Source organism: Amycolatopsis speibonae (genome assembly GCF_042647925.1).
Lineage (GTDB): Bacteria > Actinomycetota > Actinomycetes > Mycobacteriales > Pseudonocardiaceae > Amycolatopsis > Amycolatopsis speibonae.
Map to the genome: position 1 here is coordinate 73,744 of NZ_JBHRWK010000102.1, position 14,903 is coordinate 88,646.

Here is a 14,903-nt window from a genome sequence, read left to right on the forward strand (position 1 = left end):
CTTCTCACTGAGTGGAAGTCAAGGCGAGTCCGAGCCACAGGCCGGCGACGGCGAGCACGATGGACGCCGGGACGGTGAGCAGCCCGAGCCGGGTGAACTCGCCCAGATCGGGCCGGGTGTCGTGCCGGTGCAGGATCCGCCGCCACAGCAGTGTGGCCAGCGAACCGACGTAGGTCAGGTTCGGCCCGAGGTTGACCCCGATCAGCACGGCCAGCACCACCGGCGTCCCGCCCGCTGTGGCGAGCGGCAGCAGCACCAGCACCGCGGGCAGGTTGTTGATCAGGTTGGCGAGCACGGCCGCCACCGCGGCGGCGCCGAGCAGGGCGAGGAACGTGCTTGAGGTCGGCACCAGGTGGCTGAGCGCCTCGTCCAGCCCGTTGTCGACGACGGCGCGGACCACGATCGCCAGTGCGAGCACGAACGCGAGGAAGGGGATGCTCGCCGACCGCACGATCGCGGCGGGGGAGGTCCGCCGCTGCGCGAGAGCGCGGACGGCCAAGACGGCGGCACCGGCGAAGGCGGCCCACGCGGGGCTGACGTCCAGCAGCGACGTGACCACGAACCCGGCCAGCGTCAGGCCGAGCACCACCAGGACGAAGGCCGGGACCTTCCCTGCCGGGATCGTTTTCCCGCCACGGGGCCGGGCCGCCAGGTCGGCGGCGAAGAACCGGCGGAACACCAGGTACTCGGTGAGCACCGCCGCGAGCCAGGGCAAGGTCATCAGCGCGGTGAACCGGAGGAACGAGATGCCGGTCGCGGCGACGGCGAGCAGGTTGGTCAGATTGGACACCGGCAGCAGCAGGGACGCCGAGTTCGCCAGATGCGTGCAGGCGTAGGCGTGCGGTTTGGCCCGCGCGCCCATCCGTGCGGCGGTGGCGAACACGACCGGGGTCAGCAGGACGACGGTGGCGTCCAGGCTGAGTACCACGGTGACCGCCGCGGCGACGGCGAACACCGCGGGCAACAGCCGTCGCGGCTTTCCCCGGCTGAACCGGGCCATGAGCGTCCCTGCCGCCTGGAACAGCCCTTCGTCGTCGCACAACTTGGCCAGCACGAGCACCGCGGCGAGGAATCCGACGACCGGGGCGAGCCTGGCCACCTCGTCGACGGCGTCGGGGAACGAGATCGCCCCGGCCACCAGCACGATCCCGGCGGCGGGGACGGCGGCGACCGCTTCCGGGAGGCCCCGTGGCCGGATCACCGCGAAGGCCAAGACGATCAGCAAGAGCGCGATGGACACCATCTCGCCGGGAAAGCCCGTCAGGGGAATCCTCCTCCGTGTGAAGCCGACTTCGGCAATCTAAGCTCGGTCTGGTGCGCGAGACGAACTGGGCGGGCAATCAGACCTTCACCGCGGAGCGGATCCTGCGTCCGCGCACGATCGAACAGGTCCAGGAGGCTGTCGCCGGAGCGCCCGCGGTCAAGGCACTCGGCAGCAGGCACTGCTTCAACGACATCGCGGACTGTCCTGGCGGTGTCCAGCTCGATCTGTCCGCGCTTGACGTCGAGGTCGAACTCGACGCGGAGGCCGCGACGGTCACGGTGCCGGCGGCGGCGCGATACGGCGACATCGCCGCCCAGGTGCAGGCGGCGGGGTTCGCGCTGGCCAACCTCGCGTCGCTGCCTCATTGCACGGTGGCGGGCACCGTCGCGACCGCGACCCACGGTTCCGGGCGGCGCAACCAGAGCCTCGCGTCGGCCGTGTCCGGTTTGGAGCTGGTCACCGCGGACGGCGGCCGGCGGACCTACGAGAGGCATGACGGCGTTGTCGTCGGCCTCGGCGCTTTAGGCATGGTGACTCGGCTGACGCTCGACCTCGTGCCGTCCTTCGACCTCCGCCAGGACGTTTTCGACGGCTTGCCCTGGGAGACGGCGTACGAGCATTTCGAGGAGATCCAGGACGCGGGTTACAGCGTCAGCGTGTTCACGAACTGGGCTCGCGACACGGTCGACCAGGTCTGGGTCAAGGGGCAGGGGCAGCCGGGCACAGACTTCTTCGGTGCGCGGGCGGCGGACGGGCCGCGGCATCCGGCCCACGCGGCGGGGATCCCGGCGGACAACTGCACGCGGCAGCTCGGGGTCCCGGGGCCGTGGCACGAACGGATCCCGCATTTCCGGCTGGACTTCACACCCAGCGTCGGGAACGAACTCCAGACCGAGTACTTCGTTCCCGTCCGGCACGCCGTCGCGGCGATGGAGGCCCTGCGCGGCATCGGGCACCGGCTGGCGCCCGCCTTGCTCGTCTCGGAGATCCGCACGGTCGCGGGGGACGACCTGTGGCTCAGCCCGTTCCACGGCGGTGACCGGCTGGGGCTGCACTTCACCTGGCAGCCGGACGAGGACGCGGTCCGCGCGCTGCTGCCCGTCATCGAGGAACGCCTGGCGCCCTTCGGGGTCCGGCCGCACTGGGGGAAGCTCTTCCACCACGCCGCGGACTATCCGAAGCTGGCCGATTTCCGGTCGCTGGCCGGGGAACTGGATCCGGACGGCAAGTTTCGGAGCCCGTTCGTACGGCGCCACGTCTTCGGGGAGCGCTAGTCCGATTGCGACCACGCGGCGACGGGCAGTGAGAGGTACACGCCGACGTCGTCGATCCCGGTCGCCGATTCGATGCTCGTGCGCAACAGGTCCACTCGCTCCTGGCGGTTGTCCGCTCGGCTCGGGAACCACTTCGACCGGACCTCGACCAGAAGGTCCAGTCCGAAGCGGTCGTACGGTCCCGGCTGCCGGAAGCGCAGCTCGACGTCGCCCGGCTGAAGGTCGCCGTCGTAGGGCTCCTCGGGGCATTCCACCGCGACGGACACGAGATGCGGCAGCACCGAACCCAGCTCACGCAGCTTGGCTTCGGGAATTTCGGGGGAGTAGGTGATTTCCACGAGAGGCACGAGCTCCAGCCTAGCTGCCATCGGGGTTCTCCCACGCCGGAACTGTTCGATGTGGACGGCCCGCTGCCGACCACTGTGGACGATCTGCTGATCACCACGGGTTCACAGCAGGGCCTGCAGTTGCCGAGCACCGCGTTGCTCGATCCCGGCGCCACCGTCCTGGTGGAAGAACCGGTGTACCTGTCCGCGCTGCAGTGCTTCCAGCTCGCCGAGGCGCGGATCGTGCCCTTTCCCGGCGACGAGGAGGGGCTCGATCCGGCCGCGCTGGACGAGATCGCGGCCCGGGAAAAGCCCTCGCTGCTGTACCTCGTCCCGACGTTCTCGAATCCGTCCGGCCGGACGACCAGTCCCGCGCGACGTCACGCGCTCGCGGAAGTGGTCGCGCGCCACGGGTTCTGGCTCGTCGAGGACGATCCGTACCACGAGCTGCGGTATCGCGGCGAACGCGAAGCGGGGCCCCGAGGAGATCCCCGCCCTCGCCGATGACCTGAAGTCACGCCCCGAAGATCTGCTCGCCCTCGGTGTCATCGACGGCATCGCGGGACCGGAACCGGTTTCGTTCGTGAGATAAGGGGTTCGAAATGCTCAAGCGGATACCCGCCGCGGTCCTGCTCACTCGCCCTCACTGACGTCACCTGCAGCGGCGCGACCACCGCGAACATCCTCACCGCCGGACAGGCCGGGCAGCCGCCACAGATCGAGGCTGTCACAGCTGAGACCAAGCTCGTCACGGTCACCATCGGCGGCAACGACGTCGGTAGCCTCTTCACCTACGGCTGCCAGAACACGGGTGGCGCGAACTGCGGCCAGGTCGACCAGAACGCCGTCCGCACGGCGCTCACCACGGTGCACGAGAAGATCGGCGCCGTCCTCGCGGCGTCCACCAGTGCGCGCCGCGGGCGCGGGTGCTGGTCGTCGCGGACCTGGTCACGGCGCGGATCCGCTAGCGGTCCGGGCGCGGAAGGTGCGGCGGTAACTGTCCGGCGGTACCCCGACGGTCCGGTTGAAATGCCGCCGCAAGGTGGTGGCCGTGCCCATCCCGGTGGCCTCCGCGATGAGGTCGACGCTGTCGTCCGTGCGCTCCAGGAGTTCTTGCGCGCGGCGGATGCGCTGGATCAGCAGCCAGCGCAGCGGGGTCGTCCCGGTCGCCGACCGGAAGTGCCGGGCCAGGTTGCGCGAGCTCATGTTGGCGTGCCGGGCGAGGTCCTCGACGGTCAGCGGCCGGTCCAGCCGTTCGGTGACCCAGGGGAGCAGGCCGCCGAGCGGATGGTCGTCCTGCTCGGGCACCGGGGCGGTGACGAACTGGGCCTGCCCGCCCGCGCGGTGCGGCGGGACGACCAGTCGGCGGGCGACGGTGTTCGCGACCGCCGAGCCGAGGTCGGAGCGGACCAGATGCAGGCACAGGTCCATCGCGGCGGCCTTGCCCGCCGAGGTGAGCACGCAGCCGTTGTCGACGTAGAGGACCTCCGGATCGACCTCCACCAGGGGATGGCGGGCGGCGAGGACGTCGGTGTGCGCCCAGTGCGTCGTCGCGCGGCGGCCGTCGAGCAGGCCGGCGGCCGCCAGTACGAACGCACCCGTGCAGAGGGACGCCACCCGCGCGCCCGCCTCGTGGGCGGCGCGGACGGCGTCGACGAGGTCGGCGGGCGGAGCGACGTCGATGTCGGCCCAGCCGGGGACGATGACGGTGTCGGCGCGGGCGAGCCGGCCGAGGTCGTGATCCGGTTCGAGGAGGAACCGGCCGACCTTCACCGGGGCCGGACCGCAGACGCTGAGGTCGTACCAGGAACCGAAACCCGGCAAAGGGGTGCCGAAGACTTCGTGGGCGATGGCCAGCTCGAACTGGAGCATTCCGTCCGTGGCGGCGAGCGCGACCGTACTCATGTCCGAAAGTGTACGCATGATGGCGTTCCGGACACTGTCGGCGGCGGATTCGCGTCGGCAGGATGGTCCACAGTGGATCAGTCGAGGGCAGGAGAACCCCATGGGTACGTACGACGTCGCGGTGTTCGGGGCTTACGGGCACACCGGGCGGTTCGTGGTGGAGGAGTTGCGTGAGCGGGGGTTCGGCGTGCTGGCAGTGGGCCGTGACGAGGCCAAGCTCCGCGCCTTGCCCTGGCCCGATCTGGAGATCCGGCAGGCGTCGGTCGACGATCCGGCCGCGCTGGACCGCGCGTTCGAGGGCGCGGACGCGGTGATCAACGCCGCCGGGCCCTTCGCCGACACCGCCGCGCCGGTGATCGAAGCGGCGCTGCGCGCGGGTATCCCGTACCTGGACGTCGCCGCGGAACTCGAAGCGAACATGGACACCTTCGCGAGGTTCGGCGACAAGGCGGCGGGCGCGACGGTGATCCCGGCGATGGCGTTCTTCGGCGGCCTCGGCGACCTGATGGTCACCGCCGCGATGGGGGACTGGACGTCCGCCGACGAGGCGCACATCGCCTACGGGCTGAGCAGCTGGCACCCCACGGAAGGGACCCGGGCGGCGGGCAAGGTCTCACGGGAGCGGCGAAACGGGAAGCGGATCCGGTTCTCCGGCGGCCGGATCGAGCACCGCGACGACGCACTGCCGGAGTCGGACTGGGCTTTCCCCGCGCCGCTGGGGACCCGTGCCGTGCTCGGCGAGTTCTCGATGGCCGACGTCGTCACCGTCCCGAGTCACCTCGCCATTCCCGAAGTGGTCACGTACATGACCACGAACGCGGCCCGCGAAGTGGTGACGCCCGAGACGCCGGCGCCTCCCGCCGGCGGCCCGTCCGCGCAGATGTTCGTCGTCGACGTGGTCGTGCGCTCCGGTGATGAGGAACGGCGGATCGTCGCGCAGGGGCAGGACATCTACGCGATCACGGCACCGCTGGTGGTGGAGGCGGTCCAGCGGGCGCTCGACGGGCGGACCAAGGCGACCGGGGTCGTCTCGGCCGGTGAGGTCTTCGACGCGGCCGACTTCCTGGCGGCGCTGGCTCCGCGGGTGACCGTCACCGGGTGACGCCCAGCCGCCAGCCGGGGTGGGGCAGTCGCGCGGGCGGCGCCTCGCCGGGCCGGTACTCGAAATGCCACCATTCGTTGTCGTAGATCCGGTAGAGCGCGAAGCGGGCACCGTGATCCTCCAGCCACTGCGCGCCTTCGCGTGGCCGCACGTCCAGCGCGGTACCCCGGACGTGCGCCGAATCCTTCGGCGGCAGGACGCGTTTGTCTCCTCGCTCGGTCTCGTCGAGGAACAGGCGGAGCTGCTCGGCGGCGTCGCGGTGTCCCGAGGTGAGACCGAGCAGCGTGCGGTGCCGCCAGAACGCCTCGGTCCTGGCGGCGGTGAACGCGGCCAGGGTCCCGCCGGTGAGCCCGGCGAGGTTCTCGGCCGGGAACCGCAACGCCAGCGCCCAGCCGCAGGCGAGTCGCCGGGCGTGGCCGGGGGACCGCAGCCACGCCGGGATCAGCAGCAGTACCGCGAGGACGCGGGTGACCGCCGCGAAAACGAGTTCTTTCATGCCGTTCACAGTCGCCGCCGCTTGTGCCGGGCGGATCGCGGCGACGTGCGCGGACGCCGACGAAAATGTCACCGTTCCGCACGGTTCGCGTCGTGACGCGACGATGACAGTCCGCGGACGTTCCGCGGAAACGGGACCGGCACCATGACGTGTCATGGACGAGCGGATTCCGTCCGGCGCTGCGATAGTCGTCGGCATGCCCAGGGTGCTGCTCATCGAGGACGACCAAGCCGTGCGTGACGGGCTGAGCATGGCGCTCGGTGGCCGCGGCCACGCGGTCGACGCGGTGGCCACCGGTGAAGAAGGCCTGGCCAGGCTCGCGTCGCGGACGCCGGACATCGTCGTACTGGACCTGATGCTGCCCGGGCTGGACGGCTTCGAGGTCTGCCGTCGGATCCGGGCCGCGGGTGATCTTCCGATCATCATGCTCACCGCGCGCAACGAGGACATCGACGTGGTGGCCGGGCTCGCCGCCGGCGCCGATGACTACGTTGTCAAGCCCGCGAGGGCCCAGGTGCTGGAGGCGCGGATCCGCGCGGTGCTGCGCCGCACCGCGCAGCCGCCGCCCCCGGTGCCCGCGCAGGCCGAGATCGAGCGGCACGGTGACCTCGGCGTCGACCGGGCCGCGCTGACGGTGACCAAGGGCGGCAAGCCCGTCGCCCTCGCGCCGACCGAACTGCGGCTGCTGCTGGAACTGACCCAGGTGCCCGGCCGGGTGCTCAGCCGCCAGTACCTGCTGGAAAGTGTGTGGGAACACGGCTATTTCGGTGACTCCCGGGTCGTCGACGCCTGTGTGCAGCGGTTGCGCGCGAAGATCGAAGCAGACTCTTCCGCGCCGGTATACGTGCAAACGGTCCGCGGGTTCGGCTACCGGTTCGGGCCGCTGTGAAGCTCGGTGGTCTGCGCACCCGGCTGTTGCTGGCGTTCAGCCTGCTGGTCGTGATCACCGCGGCGACGGTCGCCGGCGGCATCTACGTCCAGTCCCGCACCGTGATCCTCCGGCAGGCGCAGGACGCCACCGCCCGCGTCCTGGTCGACAAGGCCACCGCGCTGTACCCGCTCGGCCCGCTGCCGCCGGGTGACGGGACGCTGAGCCGGATCAGCGGTGAACTGTCCGACCGCGACCTGAGTTCCTTGGTCCTGTACGAGGACCGGTCGAGCGGGAATCAGCAGATGCGGGCGCTGATCTCACCCGAGCTTCGCGAAAAGGTCCAGTCGGGAAACGTCGCCTGGCAACGGGTCGACGCCGCGGGCACGCCGATGCTGGTGGTGGGCACCAGGTTCACCGTTCAGCTTCCGGGCGGGCAGGAGCGGGCTTCGGGTATCGAGGCCTACATCGCCCGGAGCATGGTCCCGGAGGAACAGAGCATCGACGAACTCGCCACCCGTGCCTGGCTGATCGGCGGGGCGGCGCTCGTTTTCGCCATCGGACTGGCACTCCTGGCCGCGCGCGGCGTCCTGCGGCCGGTCCGGGAGCTGGGCGACGCGGCGCATCGGCTGGGAGCGGGTGATCTGCGGGCCCGGATCAACGTTCGCGGTTCGGACGAACTGGCCGGAGTGGCGCGGACGTTCAACGAGACGGCCGAAGCGCTGGAGGGTCACGTCGGCGAGCTGAAACGGATGGAAGCCGACGCGCGGCGGTTCGTCGCCGACGTCTCGCACGAGCTGCGGACCCCGCTGGCCGCGATGACCGCGGTCGCGGACGTGCTCGAACAGGAGGCGCCGCGCCTTTCCGGGGACGCCGGTCGTGCGGCACGGATGACCATCGACGAGACGCACAACCTGACGCGGCTGGTGAACGACCTCATCGAGGTGTCCCGGTTCGACGCCGGGGCCGCCGCCCTCGCGCCGGAAGAGGTCGACGTCGCCGAGGTGGTCACGGCGAGCCTGCGCATCCGGGGCTGGGCGGACGAGGTGGAGGGCGACCTGCCCGCCGGGATCTTCGCCGTGCTGGATCCGCGGCGGCTGGACGTCATCGTGGCGAATCTGGTCGGGAACGCGTTGCGGCACGGGGAAAAGCCGGTCTCGCTCCGGCTTTCCGAAGCGGGGGAGCGGCTCACGCTGGAGGTCGCGGATCACGGCCCCGGACTGACGGCCGAAGTACTGCCGCACGTGTTCGACCGGTTCTACAAGGCGGATTCGGCGAGGGCGCGATCCGGCGGCAGCGGACTCGGTCTCGCGATCGCCTGGGAGAACGCCCGCCTGCACGGCGGCACCCTGGTCGCGGCCAACGGTGTCGAGGGTGGCGCGGTGTTCATGCTGCGCCTGCCCCGTGAGGGAGTGACGGCATGAAGAAGGCATGGCTCGCGCTGCTCCTGACGGTTTCGGTGGTCGCGGGCTGCGGTGTGCGGCCCAGCGGCGTCATCCCCGGCGCGCCCGCGCCGTCGGGCCCGGCCGACGGCGCGGTGCTCTACTTCCTGTCCGGTGGCCAGCCGGTCCGGGTGCTGCGCCCGCTCCCCGGCGGACTGGCTCCGGTGAACCCCGTCGACCTGCTCGCCGCCGGGCCGGACGAGAGTGAACGGGACCGGAGCTATACCAGCGAAGTTCCCTTCGGAACCACGGTTCTCGGCCAGACGGCCACGCAGAACGGCCTCACGGTGACCCTTTCGGTCGGTGTCGCCGGGCTTTCGGCGCGGGCCGTCGAGCAGATCGTGTGCACCACCAGGGACTCGGTCGGCGGAAGCCCGCAGATCGTCTTGCGGGGCGAAGAAACCGAACGCGGTCCGCTGTCCTGCCCCCTGCCGGGCTAGGGGCCTCCTGGCGGGGCCACAGGTCCTGTCCGTGAAGGTCTCCTTGCCTACCCTGAAGGTAGTGAAGGAGGCCTTCACGGACAGCAAGCGTGCGAGGCGTCGGCCAGATAGTCGTGAGTGGTGTCGTGTTCGGGTGAGTTGGGCGATCACGCGAGTTACGTCTTCACGGACTTGGGCACCCACAGACTTTCCCCAGCGGTCAGGAGTGTCCTGAATCACCGGTGTCGTTCCCTCGCTTTGTCCGGATTCGCCCGCTAGCTTAGGCAAGGCTAAGCAAACGGAAACGTAGGGTGGTTTGGCGTGGAAGGGATCGAGGGCAAGGTCGCGCTCGTCACCGGAGGCGCGCGCGGGATCGGGGCGGCCGTCGTGGACGGGCTCGCCAAGGCGGGCGCGATCGTGGCGGCGGTGGACCTGACGGAAGGGCCTTCGCGGGACGGGGTGACCTCGTTCGTCGCGGACGTCGGGGATCCCGCGGCCGTGGCGCGGGTGGTGGACGAGGTCGAACGCGAACTCGGGCCGATCGGGATCGGGGCGTCCGTGGCGGGCGTGCTGAAGCCGGGGTCCGTCTGCGAGACGAGCGACGAGGACTGGGCGGCGACCTTCGCGGTCAACTCCACCGGTGTCTTCACCGTGCTCCGCGAGATCTCCCGCCGGATGCTGCCCCGCCGGAGCGGGGTGCTGGTGACGGTCGGCTCGAACGCCGCGGGCGTCCCGCGCACCGGGATGGCCGCCTACGCCGCTTCGAAGGCCGCGGCGACGATGCTGACCCGCTGCCTGGGGCTCGAACTCGCCGGCTCCGGCATCCGCTGCAACATCGTCTCGCCCGGTTCGACCGACACCGAGATGCAACGTCTACTGTGGACGGACGAAAACGGCGCGGACCTTGTCATCGCGGGAAATCAGGAGCAATACCGTGTCGGCATACCGCTGGGGCGGATAGCCGAACCGGCCGACATCGCCGACGCCGTCCTGTTTCTGGCCTCGGAGCGCGCGCGGCACATCACGATGCAGAACCTCTACGTCGACGGCGGCGCCACGCTCCGCGGGTGATCTCGATGACGCAACGAAGACTTTTCGGGCCCATATGATTAGGTTAGGCTAACCGAAAAGGTGTGTTCGGCGCGTCCGGGGGGTCACGGTCCGCGTCGGCGAAGGGTGCTGCGACACAACAAGAGTGCCTGCCTGATCAGTAGTATTTGCGAAAGGGAATCCTGTCGTGTCCTCACCCGCACCGGCCCGACCAAGGCCGGTCCACCAGGCGGCCGATCTGCTGGCGGCGTACCTGCCCGGATCGTTCTACTACTCGTCCGCTCGAGGATCGCTGCTCGCCGACGGGGTGTACTCGCCGGTCCACGCGGCGCCGGGCAGGCGTGCCCGTGCCGCCGCCGAAGTCCTCGACGCCGCTCTCGTCGCGGGAGTGACCGAACCCGTGGTGGCCGGGGCGATCGGGTTCCGGCCCGACGCCCCGAGCAGCCTGGTGGTACCCGCCGTGGTGCGCCGGGCGGGCCCGCCGCGAGCCGGTGGACCGGTGGCGCCGCTCGGCGGCGGGACCTGGTCGGTCTCGCCGCGGCCCGCGCCGGAGGTCTACACCACCGCGGTCGCCAAGGCGCTGGACGAGATCCGCGACGGCGACCTGCGCAAGATCGTGCTGGCCCGCTGCCTCGACGTCACCGGCGGCGACCCCGTCGCGGTGCCGCGCCTGCTGGCCCGTCTCGTCCACGCCGACCCGGCGGCCCACGCCTTCGCCGTCGACGTCAGCGCGCCCGGGGATCCCGCGCCGCGCACCCTGATCGGTGCGAGCCCGGAACTGCTGGTCTCCCGTCGCGGCCGGATCGTCATGGCCAACCCGCTCGCCGGATCGAGGCCGCGCGTGGCCGACGACGCCGAGAACTCCCGGCGCGTCGCCGATCTGCTGGCGTCCGAAAAGGACCGCGCCGAACACGCCCACGTCGCCGCGCAGGTGGCCGAGGTGCTGGGCCGGTTCTGCGTCGACCTCGACGTCGCGGGCGAACCCGAGGTGATCGGCACGCCCACGATGTGGCACCTCTCGACCCGGATCAGCGGACGCCTCGCCGACGCGGGCGACGCCGGTTCGTCCGCGCTCGCGCTGGCCGAAGCACTGCATCCGACCCCCGCCGTCTGCGGCGTCCCGACCGGACTCGCCCGCGACACCATCGCGGCGCTCGAACCCGAGGATCGCGGCTACTACGCGGGTCTCGTCGGCTGGACCGATCAGGGCGGAGACGGCGAATGGGTCGTCACCATCCGCTGCGCCGAAGTCCGCGACCGGACCGTGCGGCTGTTCGCCGGCGCGGGAGTGGTGGCCGGTTCCGACCCGGCGGCCGAACTCGCCGAGACCGGCGCGAAGTTCGGCACCATGCTGCGGGCACTCGGACTGGAGGGAGCGGCGTGAACGCGGACCACGTGCCCTGGCCGCCCGAAACCGCCGCGCGCTACCGGGCTTCGGGCCACTGGCGCGGCCAGACCTTCGGCAAGTTGCTGACCAGCCTCGCCGAGGCTTACGCCGAACGCCCCGCCGTGATCGGCGAGACCGCGCGCTGGACCTTCGCCGAACTCGACGAGCGGGCGCACCGGCTCGCCGCCGGATTCGCCGGAGCCGGGATTCAAGCCGGTGACCGGGTCGTCGTGCAACTGCCGAACGTGCCCGAGTTCGCGTCCGTGGTCTTCGGACTGTGGCGGGCAGGGGCGCTCCCGGTGTTCGCCCTGCCCGCGCACCGGGCCAGCGAGTTGCGGCACTTCGCCGAACAGAGCGAGGCCGCGGCGATCCTGACCGTCGGCGAGCACGAACGGTTCGACCACGCGGGCATGGCCCGCACAGTGGCGGCCGAAATCCCTTCGGTGCGCGAGGTCTTCGTCGTCGGCACCGAGGAATTTGCGGCGCTCGAAGCGACCGCACCGCGCGCCCTGCCGGACCCGGACCCCGCCGGCGTCGCGTTCCTTCAGCTTTCCGGCGGCAGCACCGGCCTACCCAAACTGATCCCGCGTACGCACGACGACTACCTCTACAGCGTCCGGGAAAGCGCCCGGATCTGCGGCCTGCGCCCGGAAAGCGTCTACCTGGCGGCGCTGCCCGCCGCGCACAACTTCCCTCTCAGCTCACCCGGCCTGCTCGGCGCCCTGCACGCGGGCGCGGCGACGGTGTTCGCACCGCGGCCGGACGCCGACACCGCGTTCCGGCTGATCGAGGCCGAGAGCGTGACGATCACCGGGCTCGTGCCGCCGCTGGCCGCCGCGTGGGCGCAAGCGGCCGCGAGGACCACCCGCGATCTGTCCTCTTTGGACGTCCTCTTGGTCGGTGGCGCCAAATGCGCCCGCGAACTGGCCGAGAAGATCGCGCCCGCGCTGGGCTGCCGCCTGCAGCAGGTGTTCGGCATGGCCGAGGGGCTGGTCTGCTACACGCGGCTCGACGATCCGGACGAGTACATCCTCGCCACGCAAGGACGGCCGATCTCGGCCGACGACGAGGTCCGCGTCGTGAACCCGGACGACCCACTGTCCACTTCGGACGACGTCGTCGCGCCGGGTGAGATCGGCGCGCTGCTCACCCGCGGGCCGTACACGATCCGCGGCTACTACCGCGCCACCGAGCACAACAAGACGGCCTTCACCGAAGACGGCTTCTACCGCACCGGAGATCTGGTGCGGCAGCACCCGTCGGGACATCTGGAAGTGGTCGGCCGGGCCAAGGAACAGATCAACCGCGGCGGCGAAAAGGTGGCCGCGGAAGAGGTCGAGAACCATCTGATGGCTCACCCCGGCGTGCTCGACGCCGCCGTCGTCGCGGTGCCGGACCCGTATCTGGGCGAGCGCACCTGCGCCTACGTCGTCCCCGCTGCCGGTGCCGAACCCGCCGCGGCCGAGCTGCGCCGGTTCGTGCGCGAACGCGGCGTGGCGGCCTTCAAGGTGCCCGATCTGGTCCAGGTCGTGCCGGAGTTCCCCGTGACCGGCGTCGGCAAGACCAGCAAACGCGAGCTGCGGGCGGCGCTGGCCGCCCTGGCGAAGGAGAAGTGAACGTGTCACTGCCCAAGATCCAGCCGTACGCCCTGCCGACCGAGGCCGAGCTGCCCGCCGGGCGGGTCGGCTGGAAACCCGACTCCGCCCGCGCCGCGCTGCTGGTGCACGACGCGCAGCGGTACTTCCTCGCGCCGTACGAGGGAGCCCCGATCCCGGAGATGGTCGCGAACATCGCCGCGCTGGCCGCCGCCGCGCGCGCGGCGGGTGTTCCGGTGTTCTACACCGCGCAGCCCGGTCACCAGGCCGCCGAAGACCGTGGACTGCTCACCGAGTTCTGGGGCGACGGCATCGGCGCGGTCATCGAAGACGACCCCGCGGCCGCCGACGTCGTGGACGAGATCGCCCCGCGACCGGGCGACGTCGTCCTGACGAAGTGGCGCTACAGCGCGTTCCAGCGCAGCACGTTCACCGAGCAGCTCGCCGAAGCGGGCCGGGACCAGCTGCTGATCACCGGGGTCTACGCGCACATCGGCTGCCAGGCCACCGCTGTCGAGGCGTTCATGCGTGACGTCCAGCCGTTCCTGGTCGGTGACGCGGTCGCGGACTTCTCCCGCGAACGCCACGACCAGGCCTGCGAGTACGTCGCCCAGCGCTGCGGCGCCCTGACCACCACCGCCGCCGCGCTCGCCGCGCTGGCGCCGATCCACGCCGGAGCCCAGCGATGAGCCTCACGACCGAAAAGATCCACGCCGACGTCGCCGAGCTGCTCGGCTGCGACCCGGCCGAGTTGAATCCGGACACCGATCTCACCGACCTCGGCCTCGACTCGATGCGGATCATGGGCCTGGTCGAGCAGTGGCGCACCGAGGGCGCGGAGAACCTGGAGTTCGCCGACCTCGCCGAGCAGCCGACCCTCGGCCACTGGACGCAGGTCCTCACCGGGAGCGCCGCGTGAGCCGCGCAGACCATCGCCACCGGCACCTCGAACGCATCGCCGAGGTCCGCGAGGGACAGCACGCCGAGAAGGTGCCGTACCCGATCCGCGTCCGGCAGGCCGAAGTCGTGCGCACCGAGATGATCGGTTCCGGGCTGCTCCGGGTCACCCTTGGCGGGCCCGGGACGGCGGGGTTCGAGGCACACTCGCCCGACGAGCATGTGAAGCTCCTGTTCCCCGAACTGGACGCCGAGCCGAAGCTGCCGGTCCAGGACGGCGACATGCTGCGCTGGCCGAAGCCGTCGCCGACGTCGCGCGAATACACGGTCCGCCGCTACGACCCGGCTTCCGGGGAACTCGATCTCGACGTCGCGCTGCACGAAGGCGGACTCGGTTCCGGGTGGGCCGAGGACGTCACCCCCGGCACCCCGGTGCATGTCGCCGGTCCGCCGGGCGGGCTGATCGTGCCGCACACCTACGACCGCTACCTGCTCGCCGGTGATCTCACCGCGCTGCCCGCGATCGCGCGCTGGCTCGAAGAACTGCCGCGCACCGCCGCGGGCTGGGCGTTCATCGAGGTCACCGACGCGAGCGAGGAGATCGAGCTGTCCGCGCCCGAAGACGTCGAGGTGCACTGGCTGCATCGAGGCGACGTCGCGGCGGGCGCTTCCGACGTGCTGGCCCGGGCGGTCCAGACGATCGAGGTCCCCGCCGGTGAACGGCTCTACGCCTGGGTCGCGGGGGAGGCGGCGCAGATCAAACCGCTGCGCCGCTGGCTCAAGAACGACCTCGGGCTCGGCAAGGACGACCACGACGTCACCGGTTACTGGAAACGCGGGGTCGCCGACTTCGACGACGAGCACGACCACTGATCCCC

General features: G+C 71.1%; 16 protein-coding genes. 12 read left to right on the plus strand and 4 right to left on the minus strand.

The window, feature by feature from the left end:
* Nucleotides 1-4 precede the first annotated feature (4 nt).
* Nucleotides 5-1,243 (minus strand): SLC13 family permease, encoded by a 1,239-nt coding sequence (locus tag ACFOSH_RS40505; RefSeq protein WP_378246475.1) that lies wholly within the window; start codon nucleotides 1,241-1,243, stop codon nucleotides 5-7.
* 71 nt (nucleotides 1,244-1,314) lie between these two features.
* On the opposite strand from ACFOSH_RS40505, the gene ACFOSH_RS40510 reads away from it, so the two are divergent.
* Nucleotides 1,315-2,538: an FAD-binding protein gene (locus ACFOSH_RS40510; protein ID WP_378246477.1), complete on the plus strand. Its 1,224-nt coding sequence runs from the start codon at nucleotides 1,315-1,317 to the stop codon at nucleotides 2,536-2,538.
* Here ACFOSH_RS40510 and ACFOSH_RS40515 read toward each other — a convergent pair.
* On the minus strand, nucleotides 2,535-2,885 hold the full coding sequence (locus tag ACFOSH_RS40515; RefSeq protein WP_378246479.1) for a hypothetical protein: 351 nt from the start codon (nucleotides 2,883-2,885) through the stop codon (nucleotides 2,535-2,537). The two genes, ACFOSH_RS40510 and ACFOSH_RS40515, sit on opposite strands and share 4 nt — an antisense overlap.
* A gap of 51 nt (nucleotides 2,886-2,936) precedes the next feature.
* Between ACFOSH_RS40515 and ACFOSH_RS40520 the strand changes: the two genes are divergently transcribed.
* On the plus strand, nucleotides 2,937-3,371 hold the full coding sequence (locus tag ACFOSH_RS40520) for an aminotransferase class I/II-fold pyridoxal phosphate-dependent enzyme (RefSeq protein WP_378246481.1): 435 nt from the start codon (nucleotides 2,937-2,939) through the stop codon (nucleotides 3,369-3,371).
* A gap of 441 nt (nucleotides 3,372-3,812) precedes the next feature.
* On the opposite strand, the gene ACFOSH_RS40525 is transcribed toward ACFOSH_RS40520, so the two are convergent.
* Nucleotides 3,813-4,769, minus strand: coding sequence for a helix-turn-helix domain-containing protein (locus tag ACFOSH_RS40525; RefSeq protein ID WP_378246483.1), 957 nt, complete (start codon nucleotides 4,767-4,769; stop codon nucleotides 3,813-3,815).
* Nucleotides 4,770-4,869: 100 nt separating this feature from the next.
* Between ACFOSH_RS40525 and ACFOSH_RS40530 the strand changes: the two genes are divergently transcribed.
* Entirely contained in the window at nucleotides 4,870-5,871 is a 1,002-nt protein-coding gene (locus ACFOSH_RS40530; protein WP_378246485.1) for a saccharopine dehydrogenase family protein, read from the plus strand.
* Here the strand turns inward: ACFOSH_RS40530 and ACFOSH_RS40535 are convergent.
* The gene (locus ACFOSH_RS40535; protein WP_378246487.1) at nucleotides 5,861-6,367 is read right to left on the minus strand and encodes a D-alanyl-D-alanine carboxypeptidase; all 507 of its coding nucleotides are present in this window, start codon (nucleotides 6,365-6,367) and stop codon (nucleotides 5,861-5,863) included. The two genes, ACFOSH_RS40530 and ACFOSH_RS40535, sit on opposite strands and share 11 nt — an antisense overlap.
* A gap of 154 nt (nucleotides 6,368-6,521) precedes the next feature.
* Here ACFOSH_RS40535 and ACFOSH_RS40540 point away from each other — a divergent pair, with 154 nt between their 5' ends.
* The 9 genes from ACFOSH_RS40540 (at nucleotide 6,522) to ACFOSH_RS40580 (ending at nucleotide 14,898) form a co-directional block, all read left to right on the plus strand.
* Nucleotides 6,522-7,256 (plus strand): response regulator, encoded by a 735-nt coding sequence (locus ACFOSH_RS40540; RefSeq protein ID WP_378246489.1) that lies wholly within the window; start codon nucleotides 6,522-6,524, stop codon nucleotides 7,254-7,256.
* Complete coding sequence (locus ACFOSH_RS40545; protein ID WP_378246491.1) at nucleotides 7,253-8,659, plus strand: ATP-binding protein; 1,407 nt, start codon at nucleotides 7,253-7,255, stop codon at nucleotides 8,657-8,659. Before ACFOSH_RS40540 ends, ACFOSH_RS40545 begins: the two co-directional genes overlap by 4 nt.
* Entirely contained in the window at nucleotides 8,656-9,117 is a 462-nt protein-coding gene (locus ACFOSH_RS40550) for a hypothetical protein (RefSeq protein WP_378246493.1), read from the plus strand. The genes ACFOSH_RS40545 and ACFOSH_RS40550 overlap by 4 nt, the downstream gene beginning before the upstream one ends.
* A gap of 300 nt (nucleotides 9,118-9,417) precedes the next feature.
* Nucleotides 9,418-10,167: a 2,3-dihydro-2,3-dihydroxybenzoate dehydrogenase gene (gene dhbA / locus ACFOSH_RS40555; protein ID WP_378246495.1), complete on the plus strand. Its 750-nt coding sequence runs from the start codon at nucleotides 9,418-9,420 to the stop codon at nucleotides 10,165-10,167.
* Nucleotides 10,168-10,333: 166 nt separating this feature from the next.
* Nucleotides 10,334-11,530, plus strand: coding sequence for an isochorismate synthase (locus tag ACFOSH_RS40560; RefSeq protein WP_378246497.1), 1,197 nt, complete (start codon nucleotides 10,334-10,336; stop codon nucleotides 11,528-11,530).
* Entirely contained in the window at nucleotides 11,527-13,149 is a 1,623-nt protein-coding gene (locus ACFOSH_RS40565) for a (2,3-dihydroxybenzoyl)adenylate synthase (protein WP_378246499.1), read from the plus strand. The genes ACFOSH_RS40560 and ACFOSH_RS40565 overlap by 4 nt, the downstream gene beginning before the upstream one ends.
* Nucleotides 13,146-13,817 (plus strand): isochorismatase family protein, encoded by a 672-nt coding sequence (locus ACFOSH_RS40570; protein WP_378246501.1) that lies wholly within the window; start codon nucleotides 13,146-13,148, stop codon nucleotides 13,815-13,817. The genes ACFOSH_RS40565 and ACFOSH_RS40570 overlap by 4 nt, the downstream gene beginning before the upstream one ends.
* Nucleotides 13,814-14,047, plus strand: a complete 234-nt coding sequence (locus tag ACFOSH_RS40575) for a phosphopantetheine-binding protein (RefSeq protein ID WP_378246503.1) — start codon at nucleotides 13,814-13,816, stop codon at nucleotides 14,045-14,047. The genes ACFOSH_RS40570 and ACFOSH_RS40575 overlap by 4 nt, the downstream gene beginning before the upstream one ends.
* Complete coding sequence (locus tag ACFOSH_RS40580) at nucleotides 14,044-14,898, plus strand: siderophore-interacting protein (protein ID WP_378246505.1); 855 nt, start codon at nucleotides 14,044-14,046, stop codon at nucleotides 14,896-14,898. Before ACFOSH_RS40575 ends, ACFOSH_RS40580 begins: the two co-directional genes overlap by 4 nt.
* The last annotated feature ends 5 nt before the right edge of the window (nucleotides 14,899-14,903 follow it).